Origin of the sequence: Sphingomonas sp. Leaf34, from assembly GCF_001421805.1 — a bacterium.
In the GTDB taxonomy this organism is placed as follows: Bacteria; Pseudomonadota; Alphaproteobacteria; order Sphingomonadales; family Sphingomonadaceae; genus Sphingomonas.
The window spans coordinates 545,760-561,681 of sequence record NZ_LMLC01000004.1 but is presented as its reverse complement, the minus strand read 5'-3'; the positions used below and the strand labels follow the sequence as shown (position 1 = coordinate 561,681).

At 65.4% G+C, this 15,922-nt stretch carries 18 protein-coding genes and 1 tRNA gene; 3 read left to right on the top strand and 16 right to left on the bottom strand.

From position 1 onward, the window contains the following. Positions 1 to 58: 58 nt before the first annotated feature. From ASF00_RS14085 to ASF00_RS14055, 7 genes are all read right to left on the bottom strand, one after another. Positions 59 to 2,128, bottom strand: coding sequence for a M13 family metallopeptidase (locus tag ASF00_RS14085; protein ID WP_055880270.1), 2,070 nt, complete (start codon positions 2,126 to 2,128; stop codon positions 59 to 61). A 45-nt stretch (positions 2,129 to 2,173) separates the two neighbouring features. Further along, a complete protein-coding gene (locus ASF00_RS14080; RefSeq protein WP_055880267.1) occupies positions 2,174 to 3,673 on the bottom strand; it encodes an ABC transporter permease in 1,500 nt (499 codons plus the stop codon). Next, on the bottom strand, positions 3,670 to 4,602 hold the full coding sequence (locus ASF00_RS14075) for an ABC transporter ATP-binding protein (RefSeq protein WP_055880264.1): 933 nt from the start codon (positions 4,600 to 4,602) through the stop codon (positions 3,670 to 3,672). Before ASF00_RS14075 ends, ASF00_RS14080 begins: the two co-directional genes overlap by 4 nt. A gap of 3 nt (positions 4,603 to 4,605) precedes the next feature. Beyond that, the gene (locus ASF00_RS14070; protein WP_055880261.1) at positions 4,606 to 4,851 is read right to left on the bottom strand and encodes a helix-turn-helix domain-containing protein; all 246 of its coding nucleotides are present in this window, start codon (positions 4,849 to 4,851) and stop codon (positions 4,606 to 4,608) included. After that, complete coding sequence (locus ASF00_RS14065; protein WP_055880257.1) at positions 4,851 to 5,372, bottom strand: DUF2975 domain-containing protein; 522 nt, start codon at positions 5,370 to 5,372, stop codon at positions 4,851 to 4,853. The genes ASF00_RS14070 and ASF00_RS14065 overlap by 1 nt, the downstream gene beginning before the upstream one ends. Positions 5,373 to 6,277: 905 nt before the next feature. Continuing rightward, positions 6,278 to 6,352 (bottom strand) — tRNA-Gln (locus ASF00_RS14060). A 52-nt stretch (positions 6,353 to 6,404) separates the two neighbouring features. Continuing rightward, complete coding sequence (locus ASF00_RS14055) at positions 6,405 to 7,514, bottom strand: branched-chain amino acid aminotransferase (protein WP_055880254.1); 1,110 nt, start codon at positions 7,512 to 7,514, stop codon at positions 6,405 to 6,407. Between the two features lie 59 nt (positions 7,515 to 7,573). On the opposite strand from ASF00_RS14055, the gene ASF00_RS14050 reads away from it, so the two are divergent. Continuing rightward, positions 7,574 to 8,062, top strand: a complete 489-nt coding sequence (locus ASF00_RS14050) for a MarR family transcriptional regulator (RefSeq protein ID WP_235525839.1) — start codon at positions 7,574 to 7,576, stop codon at positions 8,060 to 8,062. A gap of 9 nt (positions 8,063 to 8,071) precedes the next feature. Here the strand turns inward: ASF00_RS14050 and ASF00_RS14045 are convergent, their stop codons facing one another. The 5 genes from ASF00_RS14045 to ASF00_RS14025 form a co-directional block, all read right to left on the bottom strand. Then, positions 8,072 to 8,872, bottom strand: coding sequence for a pyrroline-5-carboxylate reductase family protein (locus ASF00_RS14045; RefSeq protein ID WP_055880246.1), 801 nt, complete (start codon positions 8,870 to 8,872; stop codon positions 8,072 to 8,074). Next, positions 8,869 to 9,375, bottom strand: a complete 507-nt coding sequence (locus ASF00_RS14040) for a YbjN domain-containing protein (RefSeq protein ID WP_055880243.1) — start codon at positions 9,373 to 9,375, stop codon at positions 8,869 to 8,871. Before ASF00_RS14040 ends, ASF00_RS14045 begins: the two co-directional genes overlap by 4 nt. 97 nt (positions 9,376 to 9,472) lie before the next feature. Beyond that, positions 9,473 to 9,760, bottom strand: coding sequence for an accessory factor UbiK family protein (locus tag ASF00_RS14035; RefSeq protein ID WP_055880240.1), 288 nt, complete (start codon positions 9,758 to 9,760; stop codon positions 9,473 to 9,475). A gap of 51 nt (positions 9,761 to 9,811) precedes the next feature. Continuing rightward, positions 9,812 to 10,369 (bottom strand): TspO/MBR family protein, encoded by a 558-nt coding sequence (locus tag ASF00_RS14030; protein WP_235525838.1) that lies wholly within the window; start codon positions 10,367 to 10,369, stop codon positions 9,812 to 9,814. Positions 10,370 to 10,453: 84 nt separating this feature from the next. Next, positions 10,454 to 11,218: a TlyA family RNA methyltransferase gene (locus tag ASF00_RS14025; protein ID WP_055880233.1), complete on the bottom strand. Its 765-nt coding sequence runs from the start codon at positions 11,216 to 11,218 to the stop codon at positions 10,454 to 10,456. Between the two features lie 218 nt (positions 11,219 to 11,436). Between ASF00_RS14025 and ASF00_RS14020 the strand changes: the two genes are divergently transcribed. Next, entirely contained in the window at positions 11,437 to 12,108 is a 672-nt protein-coding gene (locus tag ASF00_RS14020; RefSeq protein WP_055880230.1) for an RBBP9/YdeN family alpha/beta hydrolase, read from the top strand. A gap of 52 nt (positions 12,109 to 12,160) precedes the next feature. Here the strand turns inward: ASF00_RS14020 and ASF00_RS18580 are convergent, their stop codons facing one another. Together ASF00_RS18580 and dxs are read right to left on the bottom strand one after the other, a co-directional pair. Next, positions 12,161 to 12,328, bottom strand: coding sequence for a hypothetical protein (locus tag ASF00_RS18580; RefSeq protein ID WP_156348356.1), 168 nt, complete (start codon positions 12,326 to 12,328; stop codon positions 12,161 to 12,163). Next, positions 12,325 to 14,247, bottom strand: coding sequence for a 1-deoxy-D-xylulose-5-phosphate synthase (gene dxs / locus ASF00_RS14015; RefSeq protein ID WP_055880224.1), 1,923 nt, complete (start codon positions 14,245 to 14,247; stop codon positions 12,325 to 12,327). Before dxs ends, ASF00_RS18580 begins: the two co-directional genes overlap by 4 nt. Before the next feature lie 89 nt (positions 14,248 to 14,336). On the opposite strand from dxs, the gene ASF00_RS14010 reads away from it, so the two are divergent. Then, positions 14,337 to 14,870, top strand: coding sequence for a GNAT family N-acetyltransferase (locus ASF00_RS14010; protein ID WP_443024418.1), 534 nt, complete (start codon positions 14,337 to 14,339; stop codon positions 14,868 to 14,870). Between the two features lie 45 nt (positions 14,871 to 14,915). Here the strand turns inward: ASF00_RS14010 and ASF00_RS14005 are convergent, their stop codons facing one another. Both ASF00_RS14005 and ASF00_RS14000 read right to left on the bottom strand, forming a co-directional pair. After that, positions 14,916 to 15,383, bottom strand: a complete 468-nt coding sequence (locus tag ASF00_RS14005; RefSeq protein ID WP_055880218.1) for a Fur family transcriptional regulator — start codon at positions 15,381 to 15,383, stop codon at positions 14,916 to 14,918. 41 nt (positions 15,384 to 15,424) lie between these two features. After that, positions 15,425 to 15,808, bottom strand: coding sequence for a MerC domain-containing protein (locus ASF00_RS14000; RefSeq protein ID WP_055880215.1), 384 nt, complete (start codon positions 15,806 to 15,808; stop codon positions 15,425 to 15,427). Positions 15,809 to 15,922 lie beyond the last annotated feature (114 nt).

Sequence of the window (15,922 nt, the reverse complement as noted above, 5' to 3'; positions counted from 1 at the left end):
TGATCGCGGACATTGCGGATGACGGACAAAGGGCGCGCTGGCTGCGCGCCCTTTGATTTTACCAGATATGGACCCGATTGGCCGGGGCAAGATACAGCGCATCGCCGGGCTTGACGTCGAACGCCGTGTACCAGGCGTCTACGTTCCGGACGATGCCGTTCACCCGGTAGAAGGGCGGCGAGTGCGGATCGGTCAGCAGGCGCGCACGCGCAGCACCTTCGCGCAACTTCGCCTGCCACGCCTGTGCATAGGCGAGAAAGAACCGCTGGTCGCCGGTCAGCCCGCCGATTACCGGTGCCTTGCCATGCACTGCCTGGTACTTCTGGTACGCGGAATACGCCGTTTCGACGCCGCCGAGATCGCCGATATTCTCGCCAAGCGTGAGCGCACCCTTCACGTGCACGCCGGGGATTGGTTCGTACGCGTCATACTGCTTCGACAGCGCAGCCGTGCGCTGCGTGAAAGCGGTACGCGCCTCGGGCGTCCACCAATTCTCGAACTTGCCCGTTGCGCTGAACTGGCTTCCCTGATCGTCGAAGCCGTGACCCATTTCGTGGCCGATGATCGCGCCGATCGCACCATAGTTGACCGCCGCGTCCGCCTTCGGATCAAAATAGGGCGGCTGCAGGATCGCGGCGGGGAACGTAATCTGGTTGTTGAGCGGATCGTAATAGGCATTAACGGTCTGCGGCGTCATGCCCCACAGCGTACGATCGACCGGTTTGCCCAAACGCGAAAGGTCTAGCCGATGCTGGAACTCGCCCGACCGCATCCCGTTGCCGAGCGGATCGCCGCGTACGACCTGAAGCGAGGCATAGTCGATATACTTGACCGGATGGCCGATCCGCGGATCGAACGCGGCGAGCTTGGCGAGCGCCTGCGTCTTGGTCGCCTGGTCCATCCAGCCGTTCGCGCCGATCCGCTCCTTGTATGCGGCGCGCAGGTTGGCGATCAGTTCGCCCATCTTCGCCTCGCTCTCGGGCGGGTAATGGCGTTTGACGTAGACCTCGCCGACGGCCTCGCCCATCGTGCCGTTGACCAGCGCGATGCCGCGCTTCCAGCGCGCACGCTGTTGCGGCTGATCCGCGAGCGTCTTCCCGTAGAAATCGAACGTCGCCTGATCGAACGCCTTGGGCAGCATGCTCGCGCTGGCGGATGCGAGGCGGAATTTCATCCAGTCCTGCCAGGTCGCGACCGGGGTGGCGGAGAACAACTTCCCGAGCTCGGTCAGCGCAGTCGAATTGGTCATGTAGACGACCGGGAAATTGCCGTATCCCGCGGTCGAGAGCAGCAGTGGCCAGTCGAACTCGGGTGCCAGCGCCTTGCGGCCAGCCGCATCCATCGGCTTCAGCATGGCCTTCAGGTCGCGCGACTGGACCGGTGACCAATGGACCTTGGCCATCGCGGTCTCCAGCGCGACGATCCGGTCGGCCTTGGCCGAGGCGTCGGCTATACCCGATAGCGCCAGCATCTTCTCGACATAGGCGCGATACGCGGTGCGGAAGGTGTCGTACTTGGGACCCTGCTCAAGGTAATAGTCTCGGCCGCCCATGCCGAGCGAGCCCTGGCCTGCGGCAACGGCATAGCGCTTGGGATCGGCGGGATCGGGCAGCTGGCCGACCTCGACCGGGGCGGCGTAGCCGACCGTCGAGAACAGTGTCTGCAGCTTCTGCTTGTCGTTTGCCGCGTCGATCTTGGCGAAATAGGGCTTGAGCGGCGCGGCACCGGCACGCTCGATCGCGGCCTCGTCCATGAAGCTGGCATAGAGATCACCGAATTGCTTGGCGCCGGGACCAACCGCGGCGGGATCGCGCGCGGCATCGTCGAGGATCGTGCGAACCTGCTGCTCGGCTTGGTCGGCGAGGATGACGCTACCACCGGCCGAGGTGCGATCCGCAGCGATCTCCGTGCGCTTGTTCCAGCTCCCGTTGGCATAGGTCCAGAAATCGTTGCCGGGCTTCACCGACTTGTCGGCGGCAGTCAGGTCGATCCCGAATGTCCCATAGCGAGTGCCGCTCGGCGCCGTCGACGTGGTGGCCGCCATGGGGGCGGTCTGGGCCAGGGCGGACGCGGACAACGCCAGCGTGGCGACGCCTAGCGACAGGCGGGAGAAATGGTTGAACGGCATCGCAACTCCTTTTGGATAGATGATTTTATACCACATGAGAGACATTCAGGCGGCCTCTCGCCGCATCAGCCGGGCGAGTGCGGTGAGATTGGGCTTTTGTCCCGCATTCAAGAGGCTGGCGCGAAACACGCGCGCAAGCAAGACGAACTCTACTGCGATAAACACCGCGAGCGTCAGCGCGCTGCCAACGATTTCCAGCACCGACACGCCGCCGCCGAGCCGCGCCAGCATCGTAAACGGGGTATAGAGCGGGATCCAGGTAAGCACCTTGAGCGCGGTGGCGCCGGTGTTCGACAGGATCCCCTGCGCGACGATCGTAAACGGCATTGCGATGACCATCAGCACCGGCGTCAGATAGCTTTGCGCATCGCGCATCGAATCGCTCATAGCCCCGATCGCCAGCAGGATCATCGACACCATCAGATATCCCGCAAGGAAGAAGTACAGCATCACCAGGATGATCCAGGGCGATGCGAGGGGGGCGAGCGCCATCCGCAGGAACGTGCCGACGGCGCCTTGCGTGACGAATGCTGCCCCGGCCGCGCACAGCACCCAGACCACGACCATCGTCAATCCCACCGCGACCGTCCCCGCCAGCTTGCCGTACAGCAGCTCGTCCGGGCTGATGCAGGCCAGCACGGTTTCGATCAGCTTGTTCGACCGCTCCTCGACCAGCCCCTGCAGGATCCAGTTTCCCGACAGCAGTAGCGACATCAGCAGGATGTACGCGCTGAGCAATGGCACGATCGAGCGTACCAGCATCCGCTCGCGGCCGCCGCCCGGCGCCGGCGTCGAGATCGCGATTGCCGGCACCAGCGTGGTCGCAGCCGCCGCCTCGTTGAGAGATAGACCGGTCGACTGGAGATACGCGGCGCGCAACCGCAACGTCAGCACCGACTGCAATGGCTGGATGAAGTTCGCGCTAGGTTGTTCGCTCGACCAGAGGCGGACGGCAGTCGTGCTGGTCCCGAACCGACGCGGGATATACACGGCGTAGTCGAGTGGCTTGGTCGTCTTGTCGCCAAACTCGCCCGGCTGGATCAGCGGCTTGAGCAGACGATCGAGCGTAGCGGGATCGGCCTTGGCGATCGCCGGCGGGGTCGGGACGACCGTGAAGTCTGGTTCCGGCGGATCGAAAGCGGGTGTTTCGGGGGTCGCCGCGCGCTTCATCGTTGCCAGTGCGGCCGGCATGCCGCCCGCCTTCACAAACGCCGCGACCTCCGCATCGCTGTAGAGCCGGTCGTGCTGCGCCCAGAGCGCCGCGGGGTCTGCCCGGTCGAGATCATAGCGTTGCGCATGGCGTGAGAGCGAAGTGAGGATGCGCCGCTGCAGATCGCTGTCGAGCCGTGCGCGGATCGCTAGCGCCTCCCGGCCTTCGGGGTCGATCAGCATCACGCGTTGGACCTTATCGGAACCCATCAGCCTGGTGGCTATCGGTCCGATGGCGAGCGCGACGGGCAGGATCAGCAGCGTCAGCCAGAAGCTGCGCATACCGGTAATCTGCCGGAACTCGCGCATCGCGACGAGCAGGATGTTGTGAATCATGACGGCCGCCCCTGCGTATCGGCTGAGTTGGGCCCCACGAGGTTCAGAAAGACCTCGTGCAGGCTTACCCGGTGCTGGTCGAACTGGCGCAGCGTGATGCCTTGTTCGGTAAGGCATTGCAGGACGTCGCCGGGATCGATGCCTTCGGCAAGCGTCACGTCGTACGTTCGCCAACCGCCCGCATCCCTCGCGACCTCCTCCGCGCGCTCCACGCCGGGGCATTGCATCGGCGTCTCGCGAGACACGATTCCGAGGCGTGCCGGCAACCGCCCGCGCGCTTCGGCCTGCGTACCCTCGAACACCTTGCGCCCCTGCGCCAACAATAGCAGCCGATCGCACAGCCGCTCGGCATGCTGCATGACGTGCGTCGAGAAGATCACCGTCGCACCACCGCACGCGGCGCCAAGTATCTCATCCTCGAGCAATCCCTGATTCACCGGGTCGAGCCCCGAGAACGGCTCGTCGAGCAGCAGCAGTTTCGGACTGTTGACGAGGGTGGCGGCAAGCTGAACCTTTTGCGCCATGCCCTTCGACAATTTGTCGATCTGCATCTTGGCCGAGCCCGCCAGTCCGAACCGCTCGAGCAGATCGTGCCCCTTGGCGCGCGCCGTGGCGGTCGTCATGCCCTTCAGCCGGCCGAAATAGGTCACTGTATCGATTGCTGACATCCCGCGGTACAGCCCGCGTTCCTCGGGCATGAAGCCGATATCGGCTGCGTTCTCGCGCCCCGGCGGGCACCCCAGCACCGCAATTCTGCCCGATGTCGGCCTTAGGATGTCAAGAACCATGCGCAGCGATGTCGTCTTCCCCGCGCCGTTGCCGCCGAGGAACCCGAAGATCTCCCCCGGTTTCACCGTGAAGCTGAGCGCGTCGACGGCTACCCGCTCACCAAATCGCTTCGTCACGTCGTCGAGAACCAGTGCGTCCATTCGCTATTTCCCCGTTTCCTTCGTCGCGGTCGTTTCGTCCGGTGTTTCGTCGGTCACCCTGAGCAGGTCGCCGGGCTGACACTCGAGCACGCGGCAGATCGCCTCCAGCGTCGTAAAGCGGATCGCCTTGGCCTTGCCCGTCTTCAGGATCGACAGATTGGCGAGCGTGATATCGACCGCCTCGGACAATTCGGTCAGCGTCATGCGCCGCGCGTGGAGCATGTCGTCCAGGCTGACCGCGACGGGCATCAGACCGTCGTTGCCAGGTCGTCGCGCATCCGGGTGCCGATCCGAAAAACACGCGCGAGCACGAAGATCATGACAACCGCGATCCACCCGCCGAGTGAAGGGCTCCAGCCGGTCGAGTCGAGCTTGAGAGCAGAGATCCAGCGCATCAGCGCGCCCAGCACGAGATCGAGGCACTGGAGGACCAGCAGGGCCCAACCGATCCTGCCAAGCAACGTGGCGTTCGCGTCGACGAACGGATCGCCTGCCTGCACCGTCGCGACGATCCGGAGCAGGCTGGCAAAGATCGGATGGATCGCAAGCGCGCAGGCGATCCCCAACGCCATCATCAGACGCATTGCCATCACCGCGTCCGCGACATCGAGCGACGGCCCGTATTTCGCACCGAGGCGCAGCGCCAGCGCGTGCCCCAGTGGCCAGGACAGCGCAAATGCTACCATGAGCATCACCAGCAGAACGATGTTCAGGACTAGCAACAACCGTAGCAGGATCGTCGCACCTGTCAGAACGCGATCCTTTTCCATTATTGATCGGCGCCCCTCACCCACCAGCTTTGTCCCCCGCGATGTATTGGTAAACGATAATTCGCATATTGATTATCGGCAACACGCATTAGATCCATTTTCGTCGTTGTTGACTGACCTGGCCTGACGGGTCGACGGGGTCTGCGGCTCTGCCGGGCTGCGTGGTTCCCGAACAGTCCATGGACATGCAGGTGGCGAATGTGCGGGCGTCAGGACGATGCCGATCCCGCAGCGGCGCCACCCCAGCCTCAGTTCCGGTACCCGTTAGCGACCTGCGTCTTCCTAAGCGGGGTCGGCACGGGCACACCCGGCGGCCTTGTCAAAAGGCATCGCAACGCGGCAGCGCTTCCCCGCCGCTCGTCCTTACGATTTTCGGCGGAGGCGGTTTACCGATGACTGGTGGGAGAGATCGCACGCTTCTCGCCCAAGGCGATGATCGTCTCGTACCGACACCATGCCCCCGGGGCGGTATCAAGATCTGCCATGGTCAGCGGCTGCTCTGGCGCAGAGATGTGGCCATCACGCGCCACGCCTCGGTCGCGCGCGCAGCGCTGTGCCGTGATCGTGGCACAGCGCTGCGCGGCGTACCATGGCGCAACACTCGTGAGCGCACCGCTGTCGGCCCGGACGCGTGCGCCGACGCAGATGCTGGCACGGGTCCATCCGTTGCCACTTTGTCCTGTATCCAAGCGGGACGCGCGGGCCTGGAACAGTCCCCCACCGCCGGCACAAAACCGTAATCGGCCCCCAGGGAAACCGGGGATCGAGCCCGGCGATCGGCATGTTTGGTCTCATGCGCCTGTAACAAACACTTGAGGCAGCGCTGGGACAGTCCCGACCCAGCCACGCATTCTCCAGCTGAGTCGACGAATTTCCGCCGTTCCTGAAGCCATAAACAGACGGATTGGCTGGGGCGGCAGGGTTCGAACCTGCGCATGGCGGCATCAAAAGCCGCTGCCTTACCACTTGGCGACGCCCCAACAGAGGCGGCCTTATAGCGGGGCCGCGCCGCGTGAAAAGCCCTTGCGCGCGTCAATCGGCGAGATGGTGCAGCCACTTGTTGTCGTCGGGTGCGGTGCCACGCTGAATCGACACGAGCGCGTCGCGCATCTGCAGCGTCATCGGGCCGGGGCCACCGCTACCGATCGTGAAACGACCCTCGGGGCTCGCCACCGTACCGATCGGCGTGACGACCGCTGCCGTGCCGCAGGCGAACGCCTCGACCAGCCGCCCGCTGGCCGCATCAGCGCGCCACTGATCAATCGTATAGCCCTCTTCGCGGACCTCGATTCCCTGCGCCCGCGCAAGCGTCAGGATCGAGTCGCGCGTGATCCCGGGAAGAATCGTGCCGGTGAGCGCTGGCGTCGCCATGCTGCCGTCGTCGAACACGAAGAAGATGTTCATGCCGCCGAGTTCCTCGACCCAGCGCCGCTCGGCCGCGTCAAGGAAGACGACCTGGTCGCAGCCGTTGCGGATCGCCTCGGACTGCGCGAGCAGGCTGGCTGCGTAGTTGCCGCCGCACTTGGCCGCACCGGTGCCGCCCTGCGCGGCGCGCGTGTACTGCTGGCTAACCCAGATCGACACCGTGGGCGCGCCGCCCTTGAAATACGCGCCGACCGACGACGCGAGCACCATATACAGATATTCGGCCGACGGCTTCACGCCGAGGAAGACTTCGGACGCGAACATGAACGGGCGCAGGTACAGCGCGCCGCCGTCGCTCTCCGGGATCCAGTTCGCATCGGTCTTGACCAGCCGCTCGACCGATTCGAGAAACAGGTCTTCAGGCAGTTCGGGCATCGCGAGGCGCCGGGCCGAATCCTGGAACCGGCGTGCATTGGCCTCGGGACGGAAGAGAGCGGTGCCGCCGTCCGCGAGGCGATACGCCTTCATCCCCTCGAAGATTTCCTGCGCGTAATGCAGCACCGACGATGCCGGATCGATCGTGAGCGGCGCGCGCGCGGTGATCCGCGCGTCATGCCAGCCCTTGGTCTCGCTATAGCGGATCATCGCCATGTGATCGGTGAAGACACGCCCGAATCCGGGATCGATCAGCCGCTTCGCCCGCTCATTCGCCTCGACCGGAGTCGCGTTCGGTTCGTGCCGAAAGGCGGAGGGCGCGGTAGAAGCTGGAGCGGACATCGAAAATCTCTCTCGTGGCGGGTTGCCGACGACTACGGGCGATGGCTAAACCGGTCAACATGTCTGCCACAGCGTCTTCTGCCTCACCCCTGTTCCTGCGGGAACCCGAGCTCCGCCGCGGGATGGAGCTGCTGTATTTCGGCTATAGCCATCTGACGCGGTCGATCGACCAAGGGCTGGCCGAACAGGGCCTCGGGCGGGCACACCACCGTGCGCTGTATTTCATTGCCCGCAAACCCGATCTGACGGTCAGCGAGCTGCTGTCGTTGCTGGCGATCACCAAGCAATCGCTTGGCCGGGTGCTCAACGAACTCGCCGACCGCAAGCTGGTCGAAACGCGCCCGGGCGAGCGCGATCGTCGCCAGCGGTTGCTCAGGCTGACCGAGGAAGGCGCGACAATGGAGCGCGACCTGTTCGAGTCAGCGCGGGTTCGCATGGCCGCGGCCTATGCCAGCGCCGGACAGAGCGCGGTCTCGGGATTCTGGGCGGTGCTGGAGGGGCTGGTACCCGAAAGCGATCGCTCGCAGGTATTCGGTCTGCGCGGCTGACGCCGTAAATCAGCGCGCCGCGGCGGCCATTTCGCCATTGCGACGCTCGGAGGCGGCCAGTGTCTCGGTAAGCAACCGCACCAGCGCATCGTCGCGGTCGAGGACATTCAAACCCTCTCGAGTCGATCCACCCGGGCTGGCAACGCGGTCGGCGAGAACGGCGGGCGAGACGTCCGCATCGGCGGCCATGATCGCCGAGCCCTCCAACGTGGCGATGGCGAGACGCGCGGCCTGGTCGGCCGGCAACCCCAGCGCAGCGCCGGCCTTGGCAAGCGCGTCGGCGAAGCGGAACACGAAGCCGGGGCCGCACCCCGCCAGCGCCGTCACCGCATCGAAATGCGCTTCGTCGGCGATCCATTCGTGATGACCGAGCGGTGCTGCGAACGCTTCTGCCGCCGTCATCGGTCCGCCGACCGTGTAGAGCGACGTCACACCCTTGCCGATCGCCACCGGTAGGTTGGGCATCGCGCGGACGATGCGCTCCGCCGAGAACCGCGCCGACAGTGCAGCATGATCGACCCCTGCGAGGATCGACAGCAACAGCGCCGGCACCCCGCGCAACGGCGCCAGCAACGCCTGCGCCGCTACGATCTGTTGCGGCTTGAGCGCGAGCATCAGCGTGGCGGGCGCGGCCTCGTCAGGCAAGGCGGTCAGCGATCGGACACCGTCGGGCGCCCCCTTCCCGCTTCGCGTGATCACCGTCACGGTCGCCGGATCGAGCCCCGCGGCGATCCAGCGCCGCAGCATCGCGCCGCCCATGTTGCCGCAGCCGATCAGCCACAGCGGACCGTCAGGGAAACCCGCGCTCACGCCTCGCCGTGCGTTTCGATCAGCGCCGCGGCGAGCGCGTCCTTGGGGGTCTTGCCGCCCCACAGCACGAACTGGAACACAGGGTAGAAGCGCTCACACTCCTCGATCGCCGATTCGACGAGCAGTTCGGCCGCCTCCAGCGACATCGTCCCCTCGTCACCGCCATCGACCATCGCTGCGTGCCGGAACAACAGGATGCCACTCGACGACCAGAGTTCGAAATGACCGATCCAGAGCTGTTCGTTGACCAGACCGATCGTCTCGTACACCGCCTGACGGCGTTCATCCGTCACCTTGATGTCGGGGAAGGCGAGGAACTGCAGCACGCTATCGTCTTCGCGCCACAACGCACGCAACTCGTACGTCGTCCAGCTGCCCTTGACGGTCGCGACGATCTCGTCCTCGTGACGCTCATGCTCCCAGCCATGCGCAGCGTAATAGCTCTCGAGCATGTCGATCGGGGCGGCGTCTTCGTGGTCGTGATCTACTTGGTCGAGCATCATAGGGTCCTGGCGGTCCTTATCGCACAACAGAGGGTGCCGAGGCAAAAACGCCACGGCAACCCCACCGAACCCATTTCTGCGGAAAACTGTGGAAAAGTCAGTCGACCGACGCCCCGGACGGCGCATGGACTGTGGATTGTGCAGCAAATTTGGCTTCGAGCACGTCGAGACGCGCCTTCAGCACGTCGTTCTCGTCGCGTGCGGCAGCGGCCATGGCCTTGACCGCGTCAAATTCTTCGCGGCTGACGAAATCGAGCCCGCCAAGCCATTCGCGGGCGCGTTCCCGCGCGCCCGAACCGGCTTCGCGACCAACGCCCGCAAGCGTACCGGCCGCACCGTTCAAGACCTTGACGATATCGTCGAACACGCGGTTTTCGGACTGCATTGCTTCAAAATCCCAGAGACTATCGCAGTAACGGTCGGCGTGACTGCTGCATCACAGCATTTGGGACGTATGCGACGCCGGTGCAAGGGTTTCGGCATCGGGGTTCAACTGACCGATGCTGAACGCGAGCACGCCGGCAAAGCTGATCCAAACCATGTACGGCACCATCAGCCATGCGGCCGCGGGGCGGATGCGCGCGAAGACCACGGTCGCAGCGATCGACAAGGCGAGCATCGCGACGATTACCAACACCGATGCACCGATCCGGTGCGCGCCGAAGAACATCGGCGTCCAGGCGAGGTTGAACACGAACTGCCCGACGAACAGTGCGACCGCGAGCCCGCGCAACCGCGCGCCGCGCGCGTTCAGGATCATGGCGAGTGCCAGACCGATCAGGATGTAGAGCGTCGTCCAGACGACCGGGAAAACCCAGCCCGGCGGGTTCAGCGCGGGCTTGGCAAGCGCCATGTACCACGCATTGTCGCTGCCGACGCTGACCGATCGACCGGAGACTAACCCGAGCAGCAGGATCAGGGGCACGGTCACGACCGCCCAGCGGAGGAACGACATCCTCAACTGGCCCTTCGAAGCGATACCGCCCACACACATCCTTCCGTCTCGACGCGCGCTCGTCCTGCCGCGCATTTTGCGATCGGTAAACCGTGCGTCGCCGAGAATCGTTCCGCTAGTGGTTCATTCCGGCACGGTGGGGGCGAACGACGGCGCCGTATGCCGCGCAGCGATCAGGAATTCGACATTGCCCTCGGGACCCGTGATCGGGCTCTCGACCACGCCCTCGACGTGCCAGCCCTGCGTGGTCAGCCATGCCCTGACCTCGTCGCAGACGCGCTGGTGGATGGCGGCATCACGGACGACGCCGCCCTTCCCTACTTCCTCGCGGCCTGCCTCGAACTGCGGCTTCACCAGCGCCATTAGCCTCGCGTCGGGCTTGGCAAAGCTCATCGGGCGTTCGAGAACCTTGGCCAGCCCGATGAAGCTCGCATCGCACACGATCAGGTCGATCGGTTCGGGGATGTGCGCGGGCGTCAGGATGCGCGCGCTGGTCTGCTCGTGGACGATCACCCGATCATCCTGGCGGAGCGACCAGGCGAGCTGGTTGGTGCCGCTGTCGACCGCGTAGACGCGCGACACGCCGCTCTTCAGCATGACGTCGGTGAACCCGCCCGTCGACGAGCCCACGTCGATCGCCACCGCCCCGCCCAGATTCCAGCCGAAATGCGCGAGGCCGTGCGCGAGCTTGATCCCGCCGCGCGAGACCCAGGGGTGATCGCGACCGCGCACGTCGAGCAGCACGTCGTCGGGAAGCGTTTGGCCGGGCTTGTCGACCTTCTTCGTCCCCGCGAACACGAGTCCCGCCATGATCAATGCCTGCGCGCGCGTCCGCGACTCGACAAGGCCTCTGTCGACCAGCATCTGGTCTGCCCGGAGCTTTACCATGCCCGTACCTTCACCCTGCGCCTACCTTCACCATCCGCCCGCTATCGCCGTCCGATCCGATCGCCGCAAGCTGCCTTCCTTTCGCCGCAATGCTATTGCCTACCGATCCAGTGGGATTACGTTGAGGCTTGGGAAGCGTGATCAGCCGGCGTCCCCTAGAGCGTCCCCCCGGTCACGCTTTCCACCCCGAAACGGGGACTTGGAGAAGGAGAAGCGCTGTGGGTAGTTTCGCACCGTATGATTCCGTCCAGCCGACCATCCTGACCGTGCCGGGTCTGGGCGGTTCAGGCCCCTCGCATTGGCAGACACTGTGGGAAGACGCGCGGCCCGACACCGTGCGCGTCGAACTCGGCATGTGGAACACCCCGCACCGCAACGCCTGGGTGACGCGACTCGACGAGGCGATCCGCCGCGCCGACGCGCCGGTGATCCTCGCCGCGCACAGCCTGGGCTGTCTCGCGGTCGCGTGGTGGGCCGAACTCAGTCCGCAACCCTATGGCTGGCCGGTCGCAGGCGCGTTGCTGGTGGCGCCGGCGGATGTCGATCGCGGCGGCGCACAGGCCGAACTGAAGGGCTTTTCGCCGACGCCGCGAACACCCCTGCCCTTCCCCTCGATCGTGGTCGCGAGCAGCGACGACCCGTGGGTCTCGCCCGAGCGCGCGCACAGCATGGCGGCGGACTGGGGCAGCCACTTCGTCGACGCCGGGCCGCAGGGGCATCTGAACGCTGCGAGCGGGATCGGCTGGTGGCGCGAGGGGCAGGATCTGCTCGAACGCGTCATCGCGGCGAGCGGCGATGGGCGGGGGCAGACCTTGCCGCCGAGCACGGCACGCTCGATCCTGGCGGTGAGTGCGACCGATGCCGCGCAGACGCACTATCTGGGTGGATGACAACCAGTCGTACGCTGTACCATCCCGACCTTTCGCCGGGGTGGTGCGCCAATCACGAAATCCGAAACCCGTCCTCGTCGAACAGCTCGGGGTCAGCCACCTGCTCGGCCTTGGCGGCGGCAAGGCCACCGCGCATCCGTCGCCACATCGCGATGTTCAGCGACACCATCACGATCACCGCGAGCGCGATGATCACGATGGCCTTGGTCGGGCCGGTCATGCGCGCGCTTCGGCGACTCCACCCGAATTGTGGCGGAGCGCCTTGAGCACGGTGTCGACCAGCGCGGTCGCGTCGAGGCCAGCTTCGGCATACTGGACTTCGGGCTTGTCCTGATCCTGGTACATGTCGGGCAGACGCAATGTGCGCAGCTTGAGCCCGCCATCGATCAGCCCTTCGTCCGACGCCATCGTCAGGACGTGCGCGCCGAAGCCACCGACCGAATTCTCCTCGATCGTCACCGCGACTTCGTGCGTCGTCAGCAGCTTGCGGATCAGGTCGACGTCGAGCGGCTTGGCAAAGCGAAGATCGGCGACCGTCGTGCTGAGGCCCTTGGCTTCGAGGATCGCGGCGGCCTTGAGCGCCTCCTCGAGACGCGTGCCGAGCGACAGGATCGCGACGGTCTTGCCCTCGCGCACGACGCGACCCTTGCCGATCTCGAGCAATTGCGGCGTCTCGGGCAGCGCGACGCCGGTGCCGTTGCCGCGGGGATAGCGCAGCGCGATCGGGCCGTCGTCATACTGCACGGCCGTGTGAGTCATATGGACGAGTTCGGCCTCGTCCGCCGCCGCCATCACGACGAAGTTCGGCAGGGTCGCGAGATAGGTGACGTCGAACGACCCGGCATGGGTCGCGCCGTCCGCCCCCACCAGGCCCGCGCGATCGATCGCGAAGCGGACCGGCAGGTTCTGGATCGCCACGTCATGCACGACCTGATCATAGGCGCGCTGCAGGAACGTCGAGTAGATCGCGCAGAACGGGCGGAGGCCCTGCGCAGCGAGGCCCGCGGCGAAGGTCACGCCGTGCTGTTCGGCGATACCGACATCGAAGAACCGGTCGGGATAGGCCTTGGCGAACGCGTCGAGCCCGGTGCCCGACGGCATCGCCGCGGTGATCGCGCAGATCCGCGCATCCTTGGCGGCCTCCGCGACGAGCTGCGCGCCGAAGACATTCTGATATTGCGGTGGCCCTGGCGGTGCCTTGGTCTGTACGCCCGAGATCACGTCGAATTTCTGGACGCCGTGATATTTGTCCGCTGCGGCCTCGGCAGGGGCATAGCCCTTGCCCTTCTTGGTGACGACATGGACGAGGATCGGGCCCTCCTCCGCATCGCGGACATTCTCGAGCACCGGGATCAGATGGTCGAGGTTGTGACCGTCGATCGGGCCGACATAATAAAAGCCGAGTTCCTCGAACAGCGTGCCGCCCATCGTCATGCCGCGCGCGAATTCGTCGGTCTTGCGCATCCCGCTGGCGATCGGCCGGGGCAGCCGCTTGGCGATCTTCCGTGCCAGATCGCGGAACCCGAGGAACTCGCGGCTGGAGACGATCCGGCTCAGATACGCCGACAACCCGCCGACCGGCGGCGCGATCGACATGTCGTTGTCGTTGAGGATCACGACGAGGCGATTGCCCGCCTGCGCGGCGTTGTTCATCGCCTCATATGCCATGCCCGCCGACATCGCGCCGTCGCCGATCACCGCGATGCCCTTGCCAGGCGTGCCGGCGATCTTGTTGGCGACCGCAAATCCGAGCGCCGCCGAAATCGAGGTCGACGAGTGCGCCGCGCCGAACGGGTCGTATTCGCTCTCGCTGCGCTTGGTGAAGCCGCTGAGCCCGCCGCCCTGGCGCAGCGTCCGGATGCGGTCGCGACGTCCGGTCAGGATCTTGTGCGGATAGCATTGGTGGCCGACGTCCCACACGAGGCGATCACGCGGCGTGTCGAAGACGTAGTGGATCGCAGTGGTCAACTCCACCACGCCGAGGCCCGAGCCAAGGTGGCCGCCGGTGGTACCGACAGCGGAAATCGTCTCGGTACGCAGTTCGTCGGCGAGTTGGCGGAGCTGGTCTGGGCGCAGCTTGCGGAGGTCGTCGGGAGTCGAAACGGTGTCGAGCAGCGGGGTCGCGGGAAGATCGGCCATCCCACCGGCTTAATGCAGCGCGCGTATCGTGTCGATTGTTACCGTGTCTTGACGTAGCATTCGCGCTGAAATCACTCGGGAAGTGCTCAATCATGGACTTTACCCACCGTTTTGCCGTCGTGGCGGATATCCCGGCGATCGCGGCGTTGATGGCGCGCGCGATCGGTGCGTTGCAGGACGGGTTTCTTACACCCGCGCAGGTCGAATCGAGCCGCGCGGTCATGGGACTCGATACACAGTTGATCGCGGACGGGACGTATCTGCTGGTCGAGGCGGACGGACGGCTCGCCGGGTGTGGCGGGTGGAGCCGGCGGGCTACGCTCTACGGCGGCGATCACAGCATGGCGTTGCGCGATGCGGCGCTGCTCGATCCGGCATGCGATGCGGCGCGAATCCGCGCGATGTACACCGATCCGGCGTTCGTTCGGCGGGGTGTCGGACGGCTGGTGCTGTCGGTTTGCGAGGCGGCCGCACGCGAAGCGGGGTTTGCGCGGGCCGAGATGATGGCCACGCTGGCGGGGGAGCCGCTGTACCGGGCCTGCGGGTACCTACCGATCGAGCGGATCGAGACGCCAGGGCCGGTGCCGGTACCAATGGTCCGCATGGGGAAGGACTTGGCCTAAACTCGATCCTCCCCCGCTAGGGGGAGGATCGAGCAGCGGCAGAGGCTATTTCGCCTCGCACTCCGCACAGCGACCACGGACTTCGATCACGGGGCGGACGGGGGAGAAGCCCGCCGCCTCCGCCGCATTGCGGACGCCCTTGGTAATCGTGTCGTTGTCGAGATGCGTGGTCTGACCGCACGAGTCGCAGACAAGGAAGATACAGTCGTGCAGGCAATCGGGGTGGGCATTGGCGACATAGGCGTTGGCGCTCTCGACTCGCCGCGCAAGGTTGGCGCCGACGAACAGGTCGAGGATGCGGTACACGCTGTTCGCGGCGACGCGGCGGCCCTCGGCCTTCGAGACGGCTTCGGCGATGTCGTACGCCGACGCCGGCTTTTCGAAGCTGGCCAGCGCGGCAAACACGCTGGCGCGCATCGTCGTCCACTGTTCGCCCGCCTTCTCGAGCGTCGACTGTGCCGCGATGGTGAGATCGGCGCCTTGCGGTTCGGTGTGGGTGTGAGCGTGCGCCATGCCGATGAAGTAGGATGCCGGAGGGGTTCCAGCAACCCGACTTAACTGTCCGCGCGGCGGTTGAGATCATGGCCGAACGCGAGCAGGCCGACTCCGACGATCGTCCACAGCGTCTCGCCCCCGCCACTATCGTGTGGCAGCGTCATCGCACCGGCCATGATGCCAAGCCCGAGCGCGCCCATCGCGGCGGGCATCATATAGCCATGGTTGAGCACGCCGCGGCCGAGCGCCAACGCGCCGAGTCCGATCGCGACCGTCAACCCAACCTCATGAAAGATCGGATCGAGCAGGAACCCGCCCGCGGTCGACATCAGTGCAACGAGCACCGAGGTGGCCAGGCAATGCACCATGCACAGCCCGGACAGGCCGATCGCATAGCGATCGAGACCGGCAAAGCGGTGGGTATGCGTGGCCGAGGGCGTCATTGTTCACTTGATATAGACGGCACGTTGACAGGATACAACATTACATTGCCGAATCTTTGGTCGAACTTTAGCGGTTTTGGTCGACCGTTACCCGCTTTGCCTCCGTCATCCTGA

Bases quoted from the DNA above. Each gene is read 5' to 3' on its own strand.
- ASF00_RS14085 (WP_055880270.1), bottom strand. From the start codon at position 2,128: ATGCCGTTCAACCATTTCTCCCGCCTGTCGCTAGGCGTCGCCACGCTG.
- ASF00_RS14080 (WP_055880267.1), bottom strand. From the start codon at position 3,673: ATGATTCACAACATCCTGCTCGTCGCGATGCGCGAGTTCCGGCAGATT.
- ASF00_RS14075 (WP_055880264.1), bottom strand. From the start codon at position 4,602: ATGGACGCACTGGTTCTCGACGACGTGACGAAGCGATTTGGTGAGCGG.
- ASF00_RS14070 (WP_055880261.1), bottom strand. From the start codon at position 4,851: ATGCCCGTCGCGGTCAGCCTGGACGACATGCTCCACGCGCGGCGCATG.
- ASF00_RS14065 (WP_055880257.1), bottom strand. From the start codon at position 5,372: ATGGAAAAGGATCGCGTTCTGACAGGTGCGACGATCCTGCTACGGTTG.
- ASF00_RS14055 (WP_055880254.1), bottom strand. From the start codon at position 7,514: ATGTCCGCTCCAGCTTCTACCGCGCCCTCCGCCTTTCGGCACGAACCG.
- ASF00_RS14050 (WP_235525839.1), top strand. From the start codon at position 7,574: ATGTCTGCCACAGCGTCTTCTGCCTCACCCCTGTTCCTGCGGGAACCC.
- ASF00_RS14040 (WP_055880243.1), bottom strand. From the start codon at position 9,375: ATGATGCTCGACCAAGTAGATCACGACCACGAAGACGCCGCCCCGATC.
- ASF00_RS14035 (WP_055880240.1), bottom strand. From the start codon at position 9,760: ATGCAGTCCGAAAACCGCGTGTTCGACGATATCGTCAAGGTCTTGAAC.
- ASF00_RS14030 (WP_235525838.1), bottom strand. From the start codon at position 10,369: ATGTGTGTGGGCGGTATCGCTTCGAAGGGCCAGTTGAGGATGTCGTTC.
- ASF00_RS14025 (WP_055880233.1), bottom strand. From the start codon at position 11,218: ATGGTAAAGCTCCGGGCAGACCAGATGCTGGTCGACAGAGGCCTTGTC.
- ASF00_RS18580 (WP_156348356.1), bottom strand. From the start codon at position 12,328: ATGACCGGCCCGACCAAGGCCATCGTGATCATCGCGCTCGCGGTGATC.
- dxs (WP_055880224.1), bottom strand. From the start codon at position 14,247: ATGGCCGATCTTCCCGCGACCCCGCTGCTCGACACCGTTTCGACTCCC.
- ASF00_RS14005 (WP_055880218.1), bottom strand. From the start codon at position 15,383: ATGGCGCACGCTCACACCCACACCGAACCGCAAGGCGCCGATCTCACC.
- ASF00_RS14000 (WP_055880215.1), bottom strand. From the start codon at position 15,808: ATGACGCCCTCGGCCACGCATACCCACCGCTTTGCCGGTCTCGATCGC.